Consider the following 14828-nt stretch of genomic DNA (forward strand, 5'->3'; position numbering starts at 1 on the left):
GCGTCACAGGGCCAGCTTGACCAGGGCAAACAGCCCCGCAGCCATAAGCGTGTAGCCAAGCGCCCACATCGCAACGAGAGAGATTTTCTCAAGAATGCCATGGATATAGTCTTCGATGGTTTCCTGCGCCTCATACATAAGCTGCTGCAGGCCCACGACCAGCGTCAGAGCGGTGACAATCGCAGGGAAGGGGCGGCTGAAATAGGCCAGAACCTCTTCATACGTGCCGCCGAGGCCTATTCCGAAGGTGATGATAAATATGGGAACCAGCACGGTCAGGATCATCGCGCGCACCATGGTACGCCAATGGGTTTGTGTTCCCGATTTCCCTGCGCCCAAGCCCTGCGCGCGTTTGCGGTCGGTCAGATATCGCATCTCCGTCTCCTTAAACCACAAGCACGGTGAGAATGGTCAGGACTGTGGCACCGATGAACATGCCCATCCCCAATTTTTCCGAGGTATTCACGTCGAGGCAGTAGCCGAAGTCCCAGAACACGTGACGCAGGCGGCCCAGCGTGTGATACCAAAGCGCCCAGGTCGCGACGATGAGGATCAGCTCACCGAACCAGCTGGTCAGGAACCCGTCGATCAGCGCAAATGCACTTTCCGAAGTTGACGCGGCCAGCAGCCACCAGACAACCAGAATGGCAACGGCAAACACCCCGAGGCCGGAAAACCGGACCATGATGGACGACATGGAGGTCATCTGCGGGCGATAGATCATAATATGTGGCGAGAGCGGGCGGTTGCCCCGATTGACATCGGCCATGGCGGCTCCTCTTACTTTGGCTACCAGACTTTTTACTTGTTTTTGCGCTTCTGTCACGTGCTGCACCTGCAAAAACAGGTAAAATTGCCTCAAAAACGGTGATTTTGACTAATTGTGATCACGCACTTTAAAAGTGTGATCACAAAATACAATGCGATCATTCTATGTTAGCGTTTTCAACGTCGAAGCATTGTGATCACGAATCCCTGTAGATCAGCGAAAACCGGCAGATTGCTGCGTCACCTCGCGTAGCAGCTTTTTACGTATGCGCTCTGGGTAGTCTGCAAACCCTGAGGCCGACACGACAAAAGCCCCCTCTCCGAAGATGACGTTCTCAAAGAAGTAGGCCGTCAGATCCGGTTCACTTTCTTCAATAGCTATGGCGTTTACTGTCACGCCTCGATCTTTCAGAAGGCCATGAATCTGCGTCGGCTCAATCCCTTCGTTGGAAACCCCGTCTCCCGAGATATCAATCAGCAGTCGCCTGCACTCTGCCACTTCGTCAAACCGCAGCAGGGTGGCCTCTAAAGCTTCTCCGATCGCGGTTGAGAAGTTTCGCCAGACCCTTGGATCCTGCGCAACTTGATCAGCAAACTTCTCCAGAGCGATAAAGCTGTCGATTGTCGTCCACGGGATCGTCACCCGCTGGCGGGATTCGCCCGTCCACTGCACCAGCATCACCCGCGCCTGCCCGCGCACCAAGGCCTCGGACACGATCGGGTCACGCAACCCAGCGGCGAGGCCATCCATCTGAATGCGGTATTCGCTGCTGTCGACAGAGCCAGAGACATCCACCGCCAAGGCCAGCGCCAGATCACACGCCCAAGCGGGGCGTGTAAGGCACAGGAAAAGGGTGAGAAAACGCAGAAACATGACGCCACCCTAGCACGGATTGCGGGTCCTGTGTTCACATCACTGTAACCCGATTTTAGCGTTTCGGGTTATACCCGTGACACGAATACCCTGCCACGCTTGCAGCGTTCTCGGGACATTCGTGTCACTTGATGATTCAGGTAAACCCGAAACGCTTTAGATCGGCATCAAGGCCCAATAGTCGAGGTCCAGCAGCACGTCCGACCTGTATTTTCCGTCTTCGCCGCGCAGCTCGAACGGCGCGCCGCCTTTGGTCGCCACCAGACGCAAACGGATCGCCCCTACCCCGGGCACGTCGGTTTCGGCCTTGTCCAGAACCTCGGACCACGCCTTGATCGTGTCTCCTGCGAAACAAGGGTTGGCATGTGCGCCGCCATTCAGACCCACGATCATCTGCGCATTGGCGAGGCCGTTGAACGACAAGGCCCGCGCCATCGAGATCACGTGGCCCCCATAGATCAGGCGGCCTTCAGGGCGGAAGGTCAGGTCGAAATGCACCTTGGCCGTGTTCTGCCATAGGCGTGTGGCCAACATATGCTCAGCCTCTTCCACCGTCACGCCGTCCACGTGGTCAATGGTCTCGCCGATCTCATAGTCGCCCCAACGATGCGGCTCACCCGCCAGGGTGAAATCGTAGTTCGAGAAATCCAGCCCCTCGGGGATGACCAAATCACTTGGCTCCAGCACTGTCTTCAGATCGGGCACAACCGTTTCCGGTGCCGGCGCATCCGGGTTTGCCTTGCGCACCATCACCCAGCGGACATATTCCATAACCACTTCGTCCAACTGGTTCAGACCGCGCGTCCGCACCCAGACCACTCCGGTCTTGCCGTTCGAGTTCTGCTTGACCCCGATCACCTCGGACACCGACCGCAGCGTGTCGCCCGCATGAACCGGCAACAACCAACGCCCCTCGGCATAGCCCAGATTGGCCACTGCATTCAGCGAGATATCGGGCACAGTCTTGCCGAACACCACGTGGAAGGCCGCCAGATCATCAATCGGGCTTTCCTGCAAACCACAGGACCGCGCGAACTCATCCGAGGAATACAGCGCATGACGCGCAGGATAGAGCGCATGGTAGAGGCCGCGCTCTCCCTCTGTCACGGTGCGTGGAACAGCGTGCGGCAGCACCTGCCCGACGGAATAATCCTCGAAAAATCGGCCCGGATTGGTTTTTGCCATTATTGCTGTCCCAATTTCATATCAGGTGAATAGTCCGCGTCGGCCTCTTTGGTCACAGCCTGCGCGCACCGCATGACGTTTTTGGCCTGATCGAAGGCGTAGGAGGGATCGCCATAAAGTTCCCACCCTTTTGCCAAGGCGTCCGACACTTTGTGACAGAAGGCCGAGGTATCTTCCTCAGTCAGCAGGCGATAGAGTTTTGCCATTCTTTCAGGTCCTTATCATCCGAACGGAGACGGGCCGACCAGCCCATGGATATATCCGATCACACCCAGCAGCACGATCGAGGCGACAAAGAACATCGCATCCATGCCATAGGTGCCGGGTTCGCCAGGGGTCCAGTCGGGTTCGGATTTGTTGATCACGATCACTTCGACCACGGCCCAGGCCAAAAGCCCGCCGAACAAGATGATCGAGGCCAGATCGCCGTTCACCAGCAGATGCGCAAAGGCCCATAGCTTGAACCCGCCCAGCATCGGATGGCGCAGCTTATGCAGCAGACGGCCTTTTTTGGGGGCCGGGCTCATCATGTAGATCGCGATCAGCACCAACAGGTTGTTGATGTGGGTCATGAAGCTTGGCGGTGCCCAGACATAGATGAACTCGGTCATACGGTAGCCAAAGATCATCAACAAGATCGCGGCCACCAGCGCCAGCGCCACAGCCCCCTTGCCGCCATCGCCCATGGCCGCGCGCTGCGCGGGCAGGATGCGTTTGAACAGATGTGCGGCCCACCATAGTGCCACACCAATGATCAGAAGAACAAAGCCCATGCTGGCTTACCCCGCTTGCAAAGCTGAAATCGCCTCCGCTTTTGCCAGAATTTCGCGAGCAGTTACAACATGCAGGTTTTCAACGATCTTGCCGTCAACCACGGCAACACCCTGCCCTTGCGCCTCGGTTTCCTCAAATGCGCTAATCTGACGACGGGCGAGGTCGATCTCGTCGTCCGACGGGGCGAAGGCTGCATTGGTGACCTCGATCTGCGCCGGGTGGATCAGCGTCTTGCCGTCGAAGCCCATATCGCGGCCCTGTTCGCATTCGGCGGCCAGCCCATCGGTGTCTTTGAAGGCGTTGTAGACGCCGTCGACGATGATCAGCCCTTCGGCCTTGGCGGCCAGAAGACATAGGCCAAGCGAGGTCATCAGCGGCAGACGGTCCGGACGGAAACGCGTTTGCAGGTCCTTGGCCAGATCGTTTGTCCCCATCACAAAGCCCGCCATCAGCGGATGCGCTGCAATCTCGGCTGCGTTCAGCATACCGCGCGGGGTCTCCATCATGGCCCAGATTGGCAGGTCCCCGGTGATCGCGGCCAGCGCATCCACATCTGCGGCGGAGTTCACCTTGGGCAACAGAACCGCATCCGCATCCATCTCGCGCACGGCTTTCGCGTCGTCTGCACCCCACGGAGTATCCAGCCCGTTGATGCGCACGATCTTGACCCTAGGGCCGTATCCGCCAGCGGCCAGCGCCGCCTTGAGGGTCTCGCGTGCATTGGCCTTTTCGTCGGCGGCCACCGCGTCTTCGAGATCGAAGATGATGGCATCAACCGGCAAGGTGCGGGCCTTGTCCAAGGCCCGGTCACGCGAACCGGGGATGTAAAGAACCGAGCGATAAGGGCGCTGACGCGGGTGCATTGGCCTCTCCCGTTGAAATAATGTTGCGCAGAAAGGGGCATTTTTCTCAGGAAAGTTCAAGGTAAAAATCGCCGCAACGCAGCATTAGTGACGCAACGCTCTTTGCTTTAACGCAATATCGCCCTCTTGCCCGCAGGCTTGGGACGACTGGTGACAGATGGGGTCAGAGATGAAAAAGACAGTTTTGAAGATGACAATCGGGCTGGGAATCATGGTCCTCGCGGCGCAACAGGTTCAGGCGCAGGCCCGCAACTGCGCCCCTCGGGCCGATGTGTTGCAGCGCCTTACGGAAGCCTATGGCGAAACGCGCCGGGGGATCGGCATTGCCCGTCAGGGTGCGGTGATGGAGCTGTTTGCCTCGGACCAATCCGGCAGCTGGACAATCACGGTGACCCTGCCGGACGGAATGACCTGCCTTGTGGCCTCCGGGCAAGCCTATGAGCAGATGGCCGATGCCCTGCCGCCAAACACCTAAGTCAATGCGTCCCAGATCAGCTTGCCTCCGGTCAGGGTCAGCAACACATATGCGATGCCAAAGAACAGGCGTTCGGACAGCATGAAATGCGCCCGGACACCCAACCAGGCTCCCATTATGGCGAACGGGGTCAGTAGAAGATCCGCCAGCGCCGTGTGCCAGGTGAACAAGCCGAGATAGGCGTAGGGCACGAATTTCGCTGCGTTGATCACCCAGAACACCAAAACGGTCGAGGCCTGAAACTCTGTCTTCGACAGGCGTTGGGACAACAGATAGACAGCAGCCGGGGGACCTCCGGCATGACTGACGAAGCTGGTAAACCCGGCCACAAGCCCCGCGAACAGACCTGCAGAGGCAGGCAAGCGGCGGGTGAAGCCGCGTATCCAGCCTTTGCTTTGGGCGACGTGCCAGATCACGAACCCGATCGAGATCCCTCCGATTAGCAGGCGCAGAAGGTCGTCATCTGTCACGCGGTATAGCCAGGTGCCCAGCAGAACACCCGGAACCGCGCCCAGGATCAGCAGACGCGAATCCGGCCAGCTCCAGCGTTTCCAATAGGGTCCTAGCGTGGCCACGTCGATCACCATCAGGATCGGCAGCATCAGCGCCAACGCCTGCCCCGGAGTCAGTATCAGAGCCAGAATCGACGACGATGCAAAGGCAACGCCCGAGCCGAACCCACCCTTCGAGATGCCCGCAAAGATCACCGCCGGGATCGCGACTGCAAAAAACATCAGGTTCAATTCAAACATGCAGCGTCCCGGGAATTGGCTTGATTCACAGGCGGTTTAGCGCAACCGGATTGAGGATGGCAAACGGTATGCGGTGGCATGCCGCGCCGCAGGACCCTTGCGCAAAAGCCATTTAACGACTAGCAAACCCGCGATTTCAATACCGACCGGAGATATTCCAAATGGCCAGACCCAAGATTGCGCTGATCGGCGCTGGGAACATCGGCGGCACGCTTGCGCATCTTGCAGCTGTCAAAGAACTCGGTGACGTCGTCCTGTTTGACATCGCTGACGGACTGCCTCAGGGCAAGGCGCTCGACATCGCCGAGTCCGGCCCGTCCGAAGGCTTTGACGCCGCAATGTCGGGCAGCAGCGACTATGCGGACATCGCAGGCGCAGACGTGTGCATCGTCACCGCAGGCGTCGCCCGCAAACCGGGAATGAGCCGCGATGACCTGCTGGGCATCAACCTGAAAGTCATGAAATCGGTCGGCGAAGGCATCGCAGCCCACGCGCCCGACGCGTTCGTGATCTGCATCACCAACCCTCTGGACGCGATGGTCTGGGCTCTGCGTGAATTCTCGGGCCTGCCGCACAACAAAGTCTGCGGCATGGCGGGCGTTCTGGATTCGGCCCGTTTCGCACATTTCCTGTCGGAAGAGTTCAACGTCTCGATGCGCGACGTCACCGCCTTTGTTCTGGGCGGCCACGGCGACACAATGGTGCCTTCGGTTCGCTATTCGACCGTCGCCGGCATCCCGCTGCCCGATCTGGTCGAGATGGGCTGGACTACGCAAGAGAAATTGGACGCCATCGTTCAGCGTACCCGTGACGGCGGCGCCGAGATCGTTGGCCTGCTGAAAACTGGCTCGGCCTTCTATGCGCCTGCGACCTCGGCGATCGAAATGGCTGAAGCCTACCTGAAAGATCAAAAGCGCGTTCTGCCCTGCGCGGCCTATTGCAACGGCGAGTTCGGCGTTGACGGCATGTATGTCGGCGTTCCGACCGTCATTGGCGCAGGCGGTATCGAACGTATCGTCGACATCAAGCTGAACGAAGACGAACAAGCCGGCTTTGAAAACTCGGTCAACGCCGTGAAGGGCCTGATTGAGGCTTGCAAAGGCATCGACGGCTCGCTGACTTAAAAACAGGAATTGAGACAAATTCGGGCGGACTTTTTGGTCCACCCGAATTTGTTCGATGCTACCTGCTCTCACTCGCGTTTGCTTCGACTAGGGGCAACCCACCATAGTGCGCGGCAAGTCTTTGCTCGGTGCTTATGACACGCTGCTGTGAAAGCGGCTCATAGTCTGATGGTCGGTTCATTTCGAAAAAATGTGTGCCGCCTTCCCCTAAAAATGGCACCCTTGCGCAATCAGCCGATGCCTTTTGGACAATGTCAAAAACAGGCAGGCAACCTCTGCGTTCGGCCTCGTCAAACCGCAAAGACAATTCTACAAGCCGTCGACTGTTGAAAGGTGAAAGATAGAAGTGCTGCCACAAGGCGGGAAAAGATGCTCCGACTGTCGAATTATAGTAGACTTCTAAAAACATAAAGTCGGCTGCTTTTTCCATCGCATTGGCTGGAAGGGTAGCTTGCCATGCAAAAAAATCTCCTTCGAAATGCTTACAGATATCTGAATTGTACGATCGCCGAGGCACAATGAGCATCCGTTCAATCTGCCATTCCGCGTCACTCCACATGGCCTTGGGCTTAAACACATAGACAGCACGCAAAAGGTCGGTTTGATGCCCCCTCAAGATAAGGTGATCGGACGGAATAGCGTTGGTTGCTCCGGTCACATACTCTTTTGGAGGGGCGGTATCGGACCCGTGCGAAATCTGATAAGCTTGCGCCAGAAATCTCTGCTCCCAGCGCTTAGTTTCCTTCCCAAAACGCGTTCCCAAAACGACATGCGGAGTGTTTAGGCTTTTGGCAACCGCAGCACCGACATGGGCGTCTACTTTGGAATTGTAGTTTTTCACATGCGTGTAGAAAAAAGGAATTTTGTGCAAACTTTCGCGGCCAACTGCCGCCAAAATTCGACTATCTCTTCCTCCCGTAATCGGCATTGCGCACTTGTGGCGTTCGGTGATCTTATCAATGTTGAAAGCCAGTCGCTTGGTGATTTCGTCATAGGTTTCGGCATGGTTCGAATTTTCAAGCGAGAACACCTCATCTCTAGGCCAGAACCTTTCAACGTCAAATGTGTTTAGGTTCAGGTAGAAATTTGGGTTCAACCGCTTCACCTTTTCATCACAAGTGTGAAATAGCGAATACCGTGTGGGAAGTTCGGCTAAACAGTCCGCTTGATATCGAATGTTTGGAACAACCTCTCGGTCAATCGCGAGCAGCGGTGAACTTGCGACGCGCTGCGCGTCGCGTTCGTAAACCGCGCCAATCATTCCAACTGGATCGGTATACAGGCGCTCTTCACCGCCGATCTGCAGGAAAAAGGCGAACCGGCCTGCACACTCGTTCAAGTATCGCTCGAATTTTCTCCATGCATCGCCGTCTCGGGTCGAAAACGGCAGCATTTCATCTCCATCGATCAAACCTTCCGGACCAACAGCGACCCCCAGCAAATAGCCAACCACGAGCCCATCCGAATCCTCTAGTTCGCAAACTGGAAGATCCTGCCCGACATGCAGTTGTGACGCACCAAATTTCAAGCTCTTCAAAAAGCCGACACTAAGTCCGGTTTTGTCCAGAACATATTGGAACCTGAATACCTCGGGCAGGTAACGTCGCTTAAGACTCCAAAGCCGTTCCGCCTCAAGCATTGATCACTCCAAAATCAGGTACACTATTAGCATATCCTCTATAGGCAATGCCAACTGGCCAAGAAAGTGATTTTGCGCCAAAGCTGCGAAGGAACAAAATATTGAAAGAATCAGTCTGAATATTTGTGATCACACCTTAAAATACTGTGATCACAAATATGGAAAATCTTCGCTAAAAACCACTCCGAGTTCAAAAAAGCCTTTATAATTGCGCCCTAGACACCTCTATATCGGTTTAATCGTAGTCAGACGGGACAATTTCGATGAACATTCACGAATACCAAGCCAAGGCGCTTCTTCGCAGCTATGGCGCTCCGGTCTCCGACGGTCGCGCGGTTCTGCGCGCCGAGGAAGCCAAAACCGCAGCCGGTGAACTGGACGGCCCTTTGTGGGTTGTGAAGGCGCAGATCCACGCAGGTGGACGCGGCAAAGGCAGCTTCAAAGAGGCCGACGCAGGTGAAAAGGGCGGTGTCCGTCTGACCAAGTCGGTGGAAGAAGCGGCCGAGGAAGCAAAGAAGATGCTGGGTCGCACTCTGGTCACCCACCAGACCGGCCCTGCAGGCAAGCAGGTCAACCGCATCTATATCGAAGCCGGTTCCGGCATCGAGCGTGAATTGTACCTGGCGCTTTTGGTGGATCGCCAGACCAGCCGCATCTCTTTTGTCTGCTCGACCGAAGGTGGCATGGATATCGAAGAAGTGGCCGCGTCCACGCCCGAAAAAATCCTGTCCTTCTCGGTGGACCCTGTGACCGGCTATCAGGCCTATCATGGCCGCCGCATCGCGTTCTCGCTGGGTCTGGAAGGCGCGCAGGTCAAACAATGTGTGCGCCTGATGGGCATCCTCTACAAAGCCTTCGTCGAGAAGGACATGGAGATGCTGGAGATCAACCCGCTGATCGTCTCGGACAGCGGCGAGCTCAAGGTGCTGGACGCCAAGCTGGGCTTTGACGGCAACGCGGTTTACCGCCACCCCGACATCGCCGAGTTGCGCGACGAGACCGAGGAAGATCCCAAGGAACTCGAAGCCTCCAAGTACGACCTGAACTACATCGCCCTGGATGGTGAGATCGGCTGCATGGTCAACGGTGCCGGTCTGGCGATGGCGACGATGGACATCATCAAGCTCTACGGTGCCGAGCCTGCCAACTTCCTCGACGTGGGCGGCGGTGCGACCAAAGAGAAAGTAACAGAGGCGTTCAAGATCATCACCTCGGACCCGAACGTCAAAGGCATTCTGGTCAACATCTTCGGCGGCATCATGCGCTGTGACGTCATCGCCGAGGGCGTTGTCGCCGCGGTGAAAGAGGTCGGCCTGCAGGTTCCGCTGGTCGTACGTCTGGAAGGCACGAATGTCGAAAAGGGCAAAGAGATCATCAATTCCTCTGGCCTGGACGTGATCGCGGCGGACAACCTGAAAGACGGCGCCGAGAAGATCGTGAAAGCCGTGAAAGGCTAAGCCCAATTCCGTGGAGTGGGTTTCGCCCCACTTTTCCGAAGAATTCTGGCAGGCCTTGGCCCGCCTAAAATAGGAGAACGCCAAATGGCAGTCCTCATCGACGAAAATACCAAAGTGATCTGTCAGGGCTTTACCGGCTCGCAGGGCACATTCCACTCTGAACAGGCCATTGCTTATGGCACCAAGATGGTCGGCGGCGTAACCCCCGGCAAAGGCGGCATGGAGCATCTGGGCCTTCCCGTATTCAACTCGGTCCACGAAGCCAAGCACGTGACCGAAGCCAATGCCTCGGTGATCTATGTTCCACCGCCCTTCGCGGCTGACTCGATCCTCGAAGCAATTGACGCCGAGATGGAAGTGATCGTCTGCATCACCGAAGGCATCCCGGTTCTGGACATGATGAAGGTGAAGCGCGCGCTGGAAGGTAGCAAATCGCGCCTGATCGGCCCGAACTGCCCCGGTGTCATCACGCCCGACGCCTGCAAGATCGGCATCATGCCCGGTCACATCCACAAGCGCGGCTCGGTCGGCGTTGTGTCGCGCTCGGGCACCCTGACTTATGAGGCCGTCAAACAGACCACCGATGTGGGTCTGGGCCAGTCCACCTGCGTCGGCATCGGCGGCGACCCGATCAAAGGGACTGAGCATATTGACGTGCTGGAATGGTTCCTGGCCGATGACGAAACCCACTCGATCATCATGATCGGTGAGATCGGTGGCTCAGCCGAGGAAGAAGCCGCGCAGTTCCTGGCGGATGAGGCCAAGAAGGGCCGCAAAAAGCCGGTTGCCGGTTTCATCGCAGGCCGCACGGCCCCTCCGGGCCGCCGCATGGGCCACGCGGGCGCGATTGTCGCCGGCGGCAAAGGCGGCGCCGAAGACAAGATCGAAGCCATGCGCTCGGCCGGTATCGTTGTGGCAGAAAGCCCGGCAACGCTGGGTGAGGCTGTGCTGGAAGCGATTGGGTAAATGATCAACTGCCGGGCATACGCTCTAAGGGCGGCGCCCGAAAAAAGGGTGGGCGCGTTGCGTCCATCCTTCTCATCTTTAGCTTGGCTGTGGTCTTTGTTCGCGACTGCGGTGTTCGCATTTTCTACCGCTGGGCAAGCCAAAGCAATGGAATGTGAAGTTCGAATTGGCTGGTCCAGCGAGGGTCAGTTTATTCAGGACGAGGCTTGCGGCATACACAACGTTGCCAAGGCAAAAGGTTTTTTTGACCTCGAGCTATCGGGGAGCAAAAAATACCAGTTCCGCTTTCGCGCAAACAAAGAATCCACCAAGGATGAAATAGTGCAACGCGTTGGTTATGTTTGCGATTTGATAGGCAGCGAAAGGGCCGTTTTCTCAGCCAATCGCGGAAGGGAGCGTGCTCTGATCGTTTCTTTTTCATGTGACGACGCAAGGGGGTGAATTGACCGCAATGACCTTCTCCGACGCCATCCGCACTTGTTTCACGAAGTTCTTCACTTTCTCGGGTCGTGCCTCGCGGACCGAATACTGGTTCTTTTTCCTGTTCATCGTGATCTGGAGCATTCTTGCCGGGATCATTGATGCGCAGTTCTTCACTCAGGTCTCGGTGACTGAGGGGGACGGCGTAAAATCCGTCACCGCCACATCCCGTCAACCGGTGCAAAGCATCGTCAGCCTGATTGTGTTCTTCCCGCATCTGGCCGTCGCGTGGCGGCGGATGCACGATTCCGGGCGCAGTGGGCTTTACGCTCTGTTGCCGATCCTGCTGATCCTCGGGGCCTTCGCGGTTCTGATTTTCGGCATCGGCCTCGCCTCAAGTTTCCAGCATGGCGGCAATCTGGACATTCTGTTCACACGTGCCACTCTGCTGATCGTCATTCCGACACTGCTTGTTTTGTTTGTGTCGCCCCTCCTGGTTCTGTGGTGGCTGACCCGCCCGTCTCAACCAGGCACCAACCAATACGGTCCCAACCCATATGAGGTAGCCCAATGACCGAACACACGCCCAATTCCGCGTTCCATGCCTCAAGCTTTATGCAAGGCCACAATGCCGAATATCTGGAGCAGCTCTATGCCCAATACACGAAGAACCCCGGGGCGGTGGATGCCGCCTGGGCCGAGTTCTTCAAGGCGATGGGCGACGCTTCTCCGGACGTTCAGCGTGAGGCCGAGGGGCCATCTTGGGCGCGAACCGACTGGCCGCCGATGCCTGCGGATGATCTGACTGGGGCGCTGACCGGTGAGTGGGCCGAGATCGATGCCAAGGCTGCGGGCAAGAAGATCAAGGAAAAAGCGGCAGACAAGGGCGTAGAGGTCAGCGATGACCAGATCAAGCGCGCCGTGCTGGACAGCTTGCGGGCGCTGATGCTGATCCGGGCCTACCGAATCCGGGGCCACCTGGCCGCAGATCTGGATCCGCTGGGCATGCGCGCGGCCAGCACACACCCGGAACTCGATCCGAAGACCTATGGCTTTACCGAGGCCGACATGGACCGGCCGATCTTTATCGACAATGTTCTGGGCCTGCAGATGGCGTCGATGCGGCAGATCGTCGAGATCGTGAAGCGGACCTACTGCGGCACCTTCGCGCTGCAATACATGCATATCTCAGACCCGGAACAAGCCGCCTGGCTGAAGGAGCGGATCGAAGGTTACGGCAAGGAAATCGCCTTTACCAAGGAAGGCCGTAAGGCGATCCTGAACAAGATGGTCGAGGCCGAGGGTTTCGAGAAATTCCTGCATGTCAAATACATGGGGACCAAACGGTTCGGTCTGGATGGTGGTGAAAGCCTGATCCCGGCGATGGAGCAGATTATCAAACGCGGTGGTGCTCTGGGCGTCAGCGACATTGTCATCGGCATGCCGCACAGAGGCCGCCTGAATATTCTAGCCAACGTTATGGGCAAGCCCTACCGCGCGATTTTCAATGAGTTCCAGGGCGGCAGCTTTAAGCCTGAAGATGTGGATGGCTCTGGCGACGTGAAATATCATCTCGGTGCCTCCAGCGACCGTGAGTTTGACGGCAACAGCGTCCACCTGTCGCTTACTGCCAACCCCTCACACCTTGAGGCGGTGAACCCGGTGGTTCTGGGCAAGGTCCGCGCCAAGCAGGATCAGTTGAACGACACCGACCGCACAAAGGTGATGGGCATCCTGCTGCACGGGGATGCGGCCTTTGCCGGTCAGGGTGTGGTCGCCGAAGGGTTTGGCCTGTCCGGCCTCAAGGGCCACAAAACCGGCGGCACTATGCATATCGTCGTGAACAACCAGATCGGCTTTACCACCGCGCCACACTTCTCGCGCTCCAGCCCGTATCCCACGGATATCGCGCTGATGGTCGAAGCGCCGATCTTCCACGTCAACGGCGACGACCCCGAGGCGGTTGTTCACGCCGCCAAGGTCGCGACCGAGTTTCGGCAGAAGTTCCACAAGGACGTGGTCATCGATATCTTCTGCTATCGTCGCTTTGGTCACAACGAGGGCGACGAGCCCATGTTCACCAACCCGATCATGTACAAGAAGATCAAGACGCATAAGACCACTCTGTCGCTCTACACCGAACGTCTGGTCAAAGACGGCCTGATCCCCGAAGGTGAGATCGAGGATATGAAGGCCGCCTTCCAGGCCCATCTGAATGATGAGTTCGAGGCCGGCAAAGACTATAAACCCAACAAGGCCGACTGGCTGGACGGGCGCTGGTCGCATCTGGACAAAAACAAAGAGGACTATGTGCGCGGTGAAACCGCCATCGCCCCGGCGACTCTGGCCGAGATCGGCAACGCGCTGACCCACGCCCCTGCGGATATTGCGGTACACAAAACCGTTGCGCGTCTGCTGGACCACAAGAAACAGATGTTCGACAGTGGCAAGGGCTTTGACTGGGCCACAGGTGAAGCGCTGGCCTTTGGCTCGTTGCTGACCGAGGGCTTTCCGGTTCGACTGTCCGGTCAGGACGCGACGCGCGGGACATTCAGTCAACGTCACTCGGGCTTTGTCCATCAGGAAACGGAAGAGCGGTTTTATCCGCTGAACAACATCCGCGAGGGTCAGTCGCATTACGAAGTGATCGACTCGATGCTGTCTGAATATGCGGTTCTGGGTTTTGAATACGGCTACTCGTTGGCTGAGCCGAACGCTCTAGTCCTGTGGGAGGCGCAGTTTGGTGACTTTGCCAACGGGGCGCAGATCATGTTCGACCAGTTCATCAGCTCGGGCGAAAGCAAATGGTTGCGGATGTCGGGCCTGGTGACGCTGCTGCCGCACGGGTTCGAGGGGCAAGGCCCCGAACACAGCTCGGCGCGGTTGGAGCGGTTCCTGCAGATGTGTGGTCAGGACAACTGGATCGTGGCGAACTGCACGACACCGGCGAACTATTTCCACATCCTGCGCCGCCAGCTGCACCGCACCTTCCGTAAACCGCTGATCCTGGTGACCCCGAAATCGTTGCTGCGCCACAAGCTGGCGGTCAGCACGGCCGAGGATTTCACCACTGGCTCCAGCTTCCACCGGGTGCTGTGGGACGATGCGCAACAGGGCAACTCGGACACCAAGCTGGCCGCGGACGACAAGATCAAACGCGTGGTTCTGTGTTCCGGCAAGGTCTACTACGACCTGCTGGAGGAACGCGACGCCCGTGGTATCGACGACGTCTACCTGATGCGGATCGAGCAATATTACCCGTTCCCAGCGCATTCGCTGATCAACGAGCTTGAGCGTTTCAAAGGGGCCGAAATCGTCTGGTGCCAGGAAGAACCTAAAAACCAAGGTGCCTGGACCTTCATTGAGCCAAATATCGAATGGGTGCTGACCCGTATCGGCGCCAAACATACACGGCCGCTCTATGTCGGCCGCGCAACCTCGGCCTCGCCTGCGACGGGTCTGGCCAGCCAACACAAAGCTCAACAAGAAGCGCTCGTGAACGAAGCGCTGAGCCTCGAAGGAAAGTAAACG

General features: G+C 57.5%; 16 protein-coding genes. 7 read left to right on the forward strand and 9 right to left on the reverse strand.

Translation table 11 applies throughout. From position 1 onward, the window contains the following. Positions 1–3: 3 nt before the first annotated feature. The 7 genes from ACR0NO_RS10695 to ACR0NO_RS10725 all read right to left on the reverse strand — a co-directional run bounded on the left by ACR0NO_RS10695 (position 4) and on the right by ACR0NO_RS10725 (position 4464). Complete coding sequence (locus ACR0NO_RS10695) at positions 4–375, reverse strand: succinate dehydrogenase, hydrophobic membrane anchor protein (protein ID WP_170642777.1); 372 nt, start codon at positions 373–375, stop codon at positions 4–6. A 10-nt stretch (positions 376–385) separates the two neighbouring features. Beyond that, the gene (gene sdhC, locus ACR0NO_RS10700; protein WP_480723927.1) at positions 386–769 is read right to left on the reverse strand and encodes a succinate dehydrogenase, cytochrome b556 subunit; all 384 of its coding nucleotides are present in this window, start codon (positions 767–769) and stop codon (positions 386–388) included. 213 nt (positions 770–982) lie between these two features. Further along, positions 983–1642 carry a DUF1194 domain-containing protein gene (locus tag ACR0NO_RS10705; protein WP_480541241.1) on the reverse strand — a complete coding sequence of 220 codons (660 nt, stop codon included), beginning with the start codon at positions 1640–1642 and terminating at the stop codon, positions 983–985. 156 nt (positions 1643–1798) lie between these two features. Then, complete coding sequence (locus ACR0NO_RS10710) at positions 1799–2827, reverse strand: MaoC family dehydratase (protein ID WP_480723928.1); 1029 nt, start codon at positions 2825–2827, stop codon at positions 1799–1801. After that, on the reverse strand, positions 2827–3033 hold the full coding sequence (locus ACR0NO_RS10715) for a DUF1737 domain-containing protein (protein ID WP_480723929.1): 207 nt from the start codon (positions 3031–3033) through the stop codon (positions 2827–2829). Before ACR0NO_RS10715 ends, ACR0NO_RS10710 begins: the two co-directional genes overlap by 1 nt. A gap of 15 nt (positions 3034–3048) precedes the next feature. Then, complete coding sequence (locus tag ACR0NO_RS10720) at positions 3049–3600, reverse strand: NnrU family protein (RefSeq protein WP_480723930.1); 552 nt, start codon at positions 3598–3600, stop codon at positions 3049–3051. Positions 3601–3606: 6 nt separating this feature from the next. Then, a complete protein-coding gene (locus ACR0NO_RS10725) occupies positions 3607–4464 on the reverse strand; it encodes an HpcH/HpaI aldolase/citrate lyase family protein (RefSeq protein ID WP_480565936.1) in 858 nt (285 codons plus the stop codon). A gap of 169 nt (positions 4465–4633) precedes the next feature. Between ACR0NO_RS10725 and ACR0NO_RS10730 the strand changes: the two genes are divergently transcribed. Next, positions 4634–4939, forward strand: a complete 306-nt coding sequence (locus ACR0NO_RS10730) for a hypothetical protein (protein WP_170468987.1) — start codon at positions 4634–4636, stop codon at positions 4937–4939. Here ACR0NO_RS10730 and ACR0NO_RS10735 read toward each other — a convergent pair. Continuing rightward, positions 4936–5691 (reverse strand): sulfite exporter TauE/SafE family protein, encoded by a 756-nt coding sequence (locus ACR0NO_RS10735; RefSeq protein WP_480723931.1) that lies wholly within the window; start codon positions 5689–5691, stop codon positions 4936–4938. The two genes, ACR0NO_RS10730 and ACR0NO_RS10735, sit on opposite strands and share 4 nt — an antisense overlap. A 161-nt stretch (positions 5692–5852) precedes the next feature. Here ACR0NO_RS10735 and mdh point away from each other — a divergent pair, with 161 nt between their 5' ends. Further along, a complete protein-coding gene (mdh, locus tag ACR0NO_RS10740; protein WP_170468993.1) occupies positions 5853–6815 on the forward strand; it encodes a malate dehydrogenase in 963 nt (320 codons plus the stop codon). A 58-nt stretch (positions 6816–6873) separates the two neighbouring features. Here the strand turns inward: mdh and ACR0NO_RS10745 are convergent, their stop codons facing one another. After that, on the reverse strand, positions 6874–8454 hold the full coding sequence (locus ACR0NO_RS10745) for a hypothetical protein (protein WP_170553556.1): 1581 nt from the start codon (positions 8452–8454) through the stop codon (positions 6874–6876). A gap of 263 nt (positions 8455–8717) precedes the next feature. Between ACR0NO_RS10745 and sucC the strand changes: the two genes are divergently transcribed. From sucC to ACR0NO_RS10770, 5 genes are all read left to right on the forward strand, one after another. Then, positions 8718–9911 (forward strand): ADP-forming succinate--CoA ligase subunit beta, encoded by a 1194-nt coding sequence (gene sucC, locus ACR0NO_RS10750; protein WP_170469002.1) that lies wholly within the window; start codon positions 8718–8720, stop codon positions 9909–9911. An 84-nt stretch (positions 9912–9995) separates the two neighbouring features. Further along, complete coding sequence (gene sucD, locus ACR0NO_RS10755; protein WP_170378979.1) at positions 9996–10877, forward strand: succinate--CoA ligase subunit alpha; 882 nt, start codon at positions 9996–9998, stop codon at positions 10875–10877. Continuing rightward, positions 10878–11318 (forward strand): hypothetical protein, encoded by a 441-nt coding sequence (locus tag ACR0NO_RS10760; RefSeq protein ID WP_480723932.1) that lies wholly within the window; start codon positions 10878–10880, stop codon positions 11316–11318. 10 nt (positions 11319–11328) lie between these two features. Then, entirely contained in the window at positions 11329–11871 is a 543-nt protein-coding gene (locus ACR0NO_RS10765) for a DUF805 domain-containing protein (RefSeq protein WP_480723933.1), read from the forward strand. After that, positions 11868–14825 (forward strand): 2-oxoglutarate dehydrogenase E1 component, encoded by a 2958-nt coding sequence (locus tag ACR0NO_RS10770; protein ID WP_170639909.1) that lies wholly within the window; start codon positions 11868–11870, stop codon positions 14823–14825. Before ACR0NO_RS10765 ends, ACR0NO_RS10770 begins: the two co-directional genes overlap by 4 nt. Positions 14826–14828 lie beyond the last annotated feature (3 nt).

Source organism: Ruegeria sp. CL3 (assembly GCF_056536505.1).

Excerpts from the sequence above, each read along its gene's own strand:
- ACR0NO_RS10695 (WP_170642777.1), bottom strand. The coding sequence starts at position 375 with ATGCGATATCTGACCGACCGCAAACGCGCGCAGGGCTTGGGCGCAGGG.
- ACR0NO_RS10735 (WP_480723931.1), bottom strand. The coding sequence starts at position 5,691 with ATGTTTGAATTGAACCTGATGTTTTTTGCAGTCGCGATCCCGGCGGTG.
- ACR0NO_RS10710 (WP_480723928.1), bottom strand. The coding sequence starts at position 2,827 with ATGGCAAAAACCAATCCGGGCCGATTTTTCGAGGATTATTCCGTCGGG.
- sucC (WP_170469002.1), top strand. The coding sequence starts at position 8,718 with ATGAACATTCACGAATACCAAGCCAAGGCGCTTCTTCGCAGCTATGGC.
- ACR0NO_RS10765 (WP_480723933.1), top strand. The coding sequence starts at position 11,329 with ATGACCTTCTCCGACGCCATCCGCACTTGTTTCACGAAGTTCTTCACT.
- sdhC (WP_480723927.1), bottom strand. The coding sequence starts at position 769 with ATGGCCGATGTCAATCGGGGCAACCGCCCGCTCTCGCCACATATTATG.
- mdh (WP_170468993.1), top strand. The coding sequence starts at position 5,853 with ATGGCCAGACCCAAGATTGCGCTGATCGGCGCTGGGAACATCGGCGGC.
- ACR0NO_RS10760 (WP_480723932.1), top strand. The coding sequence starts at position 10,878 with ATGATCAACTGCCGGGCATACGCTCTAAGGGCGGCGCCCGAAAAAAGG.
- ACR0NO_RS10730 (WP_170468987.1), top strand. The coding sequence starts at position 4,634 with ATGAAAAAGACAGTTTTGAAGATGACAATCGGGCTGGGAATCATGGTC.
- ACR0NO_RS10725 (WP_480565936.1), bottom strand. The coding sequence starts at position 4,464 with ATGCACCCGCGTCAGCGCCCTTATCGCTCGGTTCTTTACATCCCCGGT.
- ACR0NO_RS10715 (WP_480723929.1), bottom strand. The coding sequence starts at position 3,033 with ATGGCAAAACTCTATCGCCTGCTGACTGAGGAAGATACCTCGGCCTTC.
- ACR0NO_RS10770 (WP_170639909.1), top strand. The coding sequence starts at position 11,868 with ATGACCGAACACACGCCCAATTCCGCGTTCCATGCCTCAAGCTTTATG.
- ACR0NO_RS10745 (WP_170553556.1), bottom strand. The coding sequence starts at position 8,454 with ATGCTTGAGGCGGAACGGCTTTGGAGTCTTAAGCGACGTTACCTGCCC.
- ACR0NO_RS10720 (WP_480723930.1), bottom strand. The coding sequence starts at position 3,600 with ATGGGCTTTGTTCTTCTGATCATTGGTGTGGCACTATGGTGGGCCGCA.
- ACR0NO_RS10705 (WP_480541241.1), bottom strand. The coding sequence starts at position 1,642 with ATGTTTCTGCGTTTTCTCACCCTTTTCCTGTGCCTTACACGCCCCGCT.
- sucD (WP_170378979.1), top strand. The coding sequence starts at position 9,996 with ATGGCAGTCCTCATCGACGAAAATACCAAAGTGATCTGTCAGGGCTTT.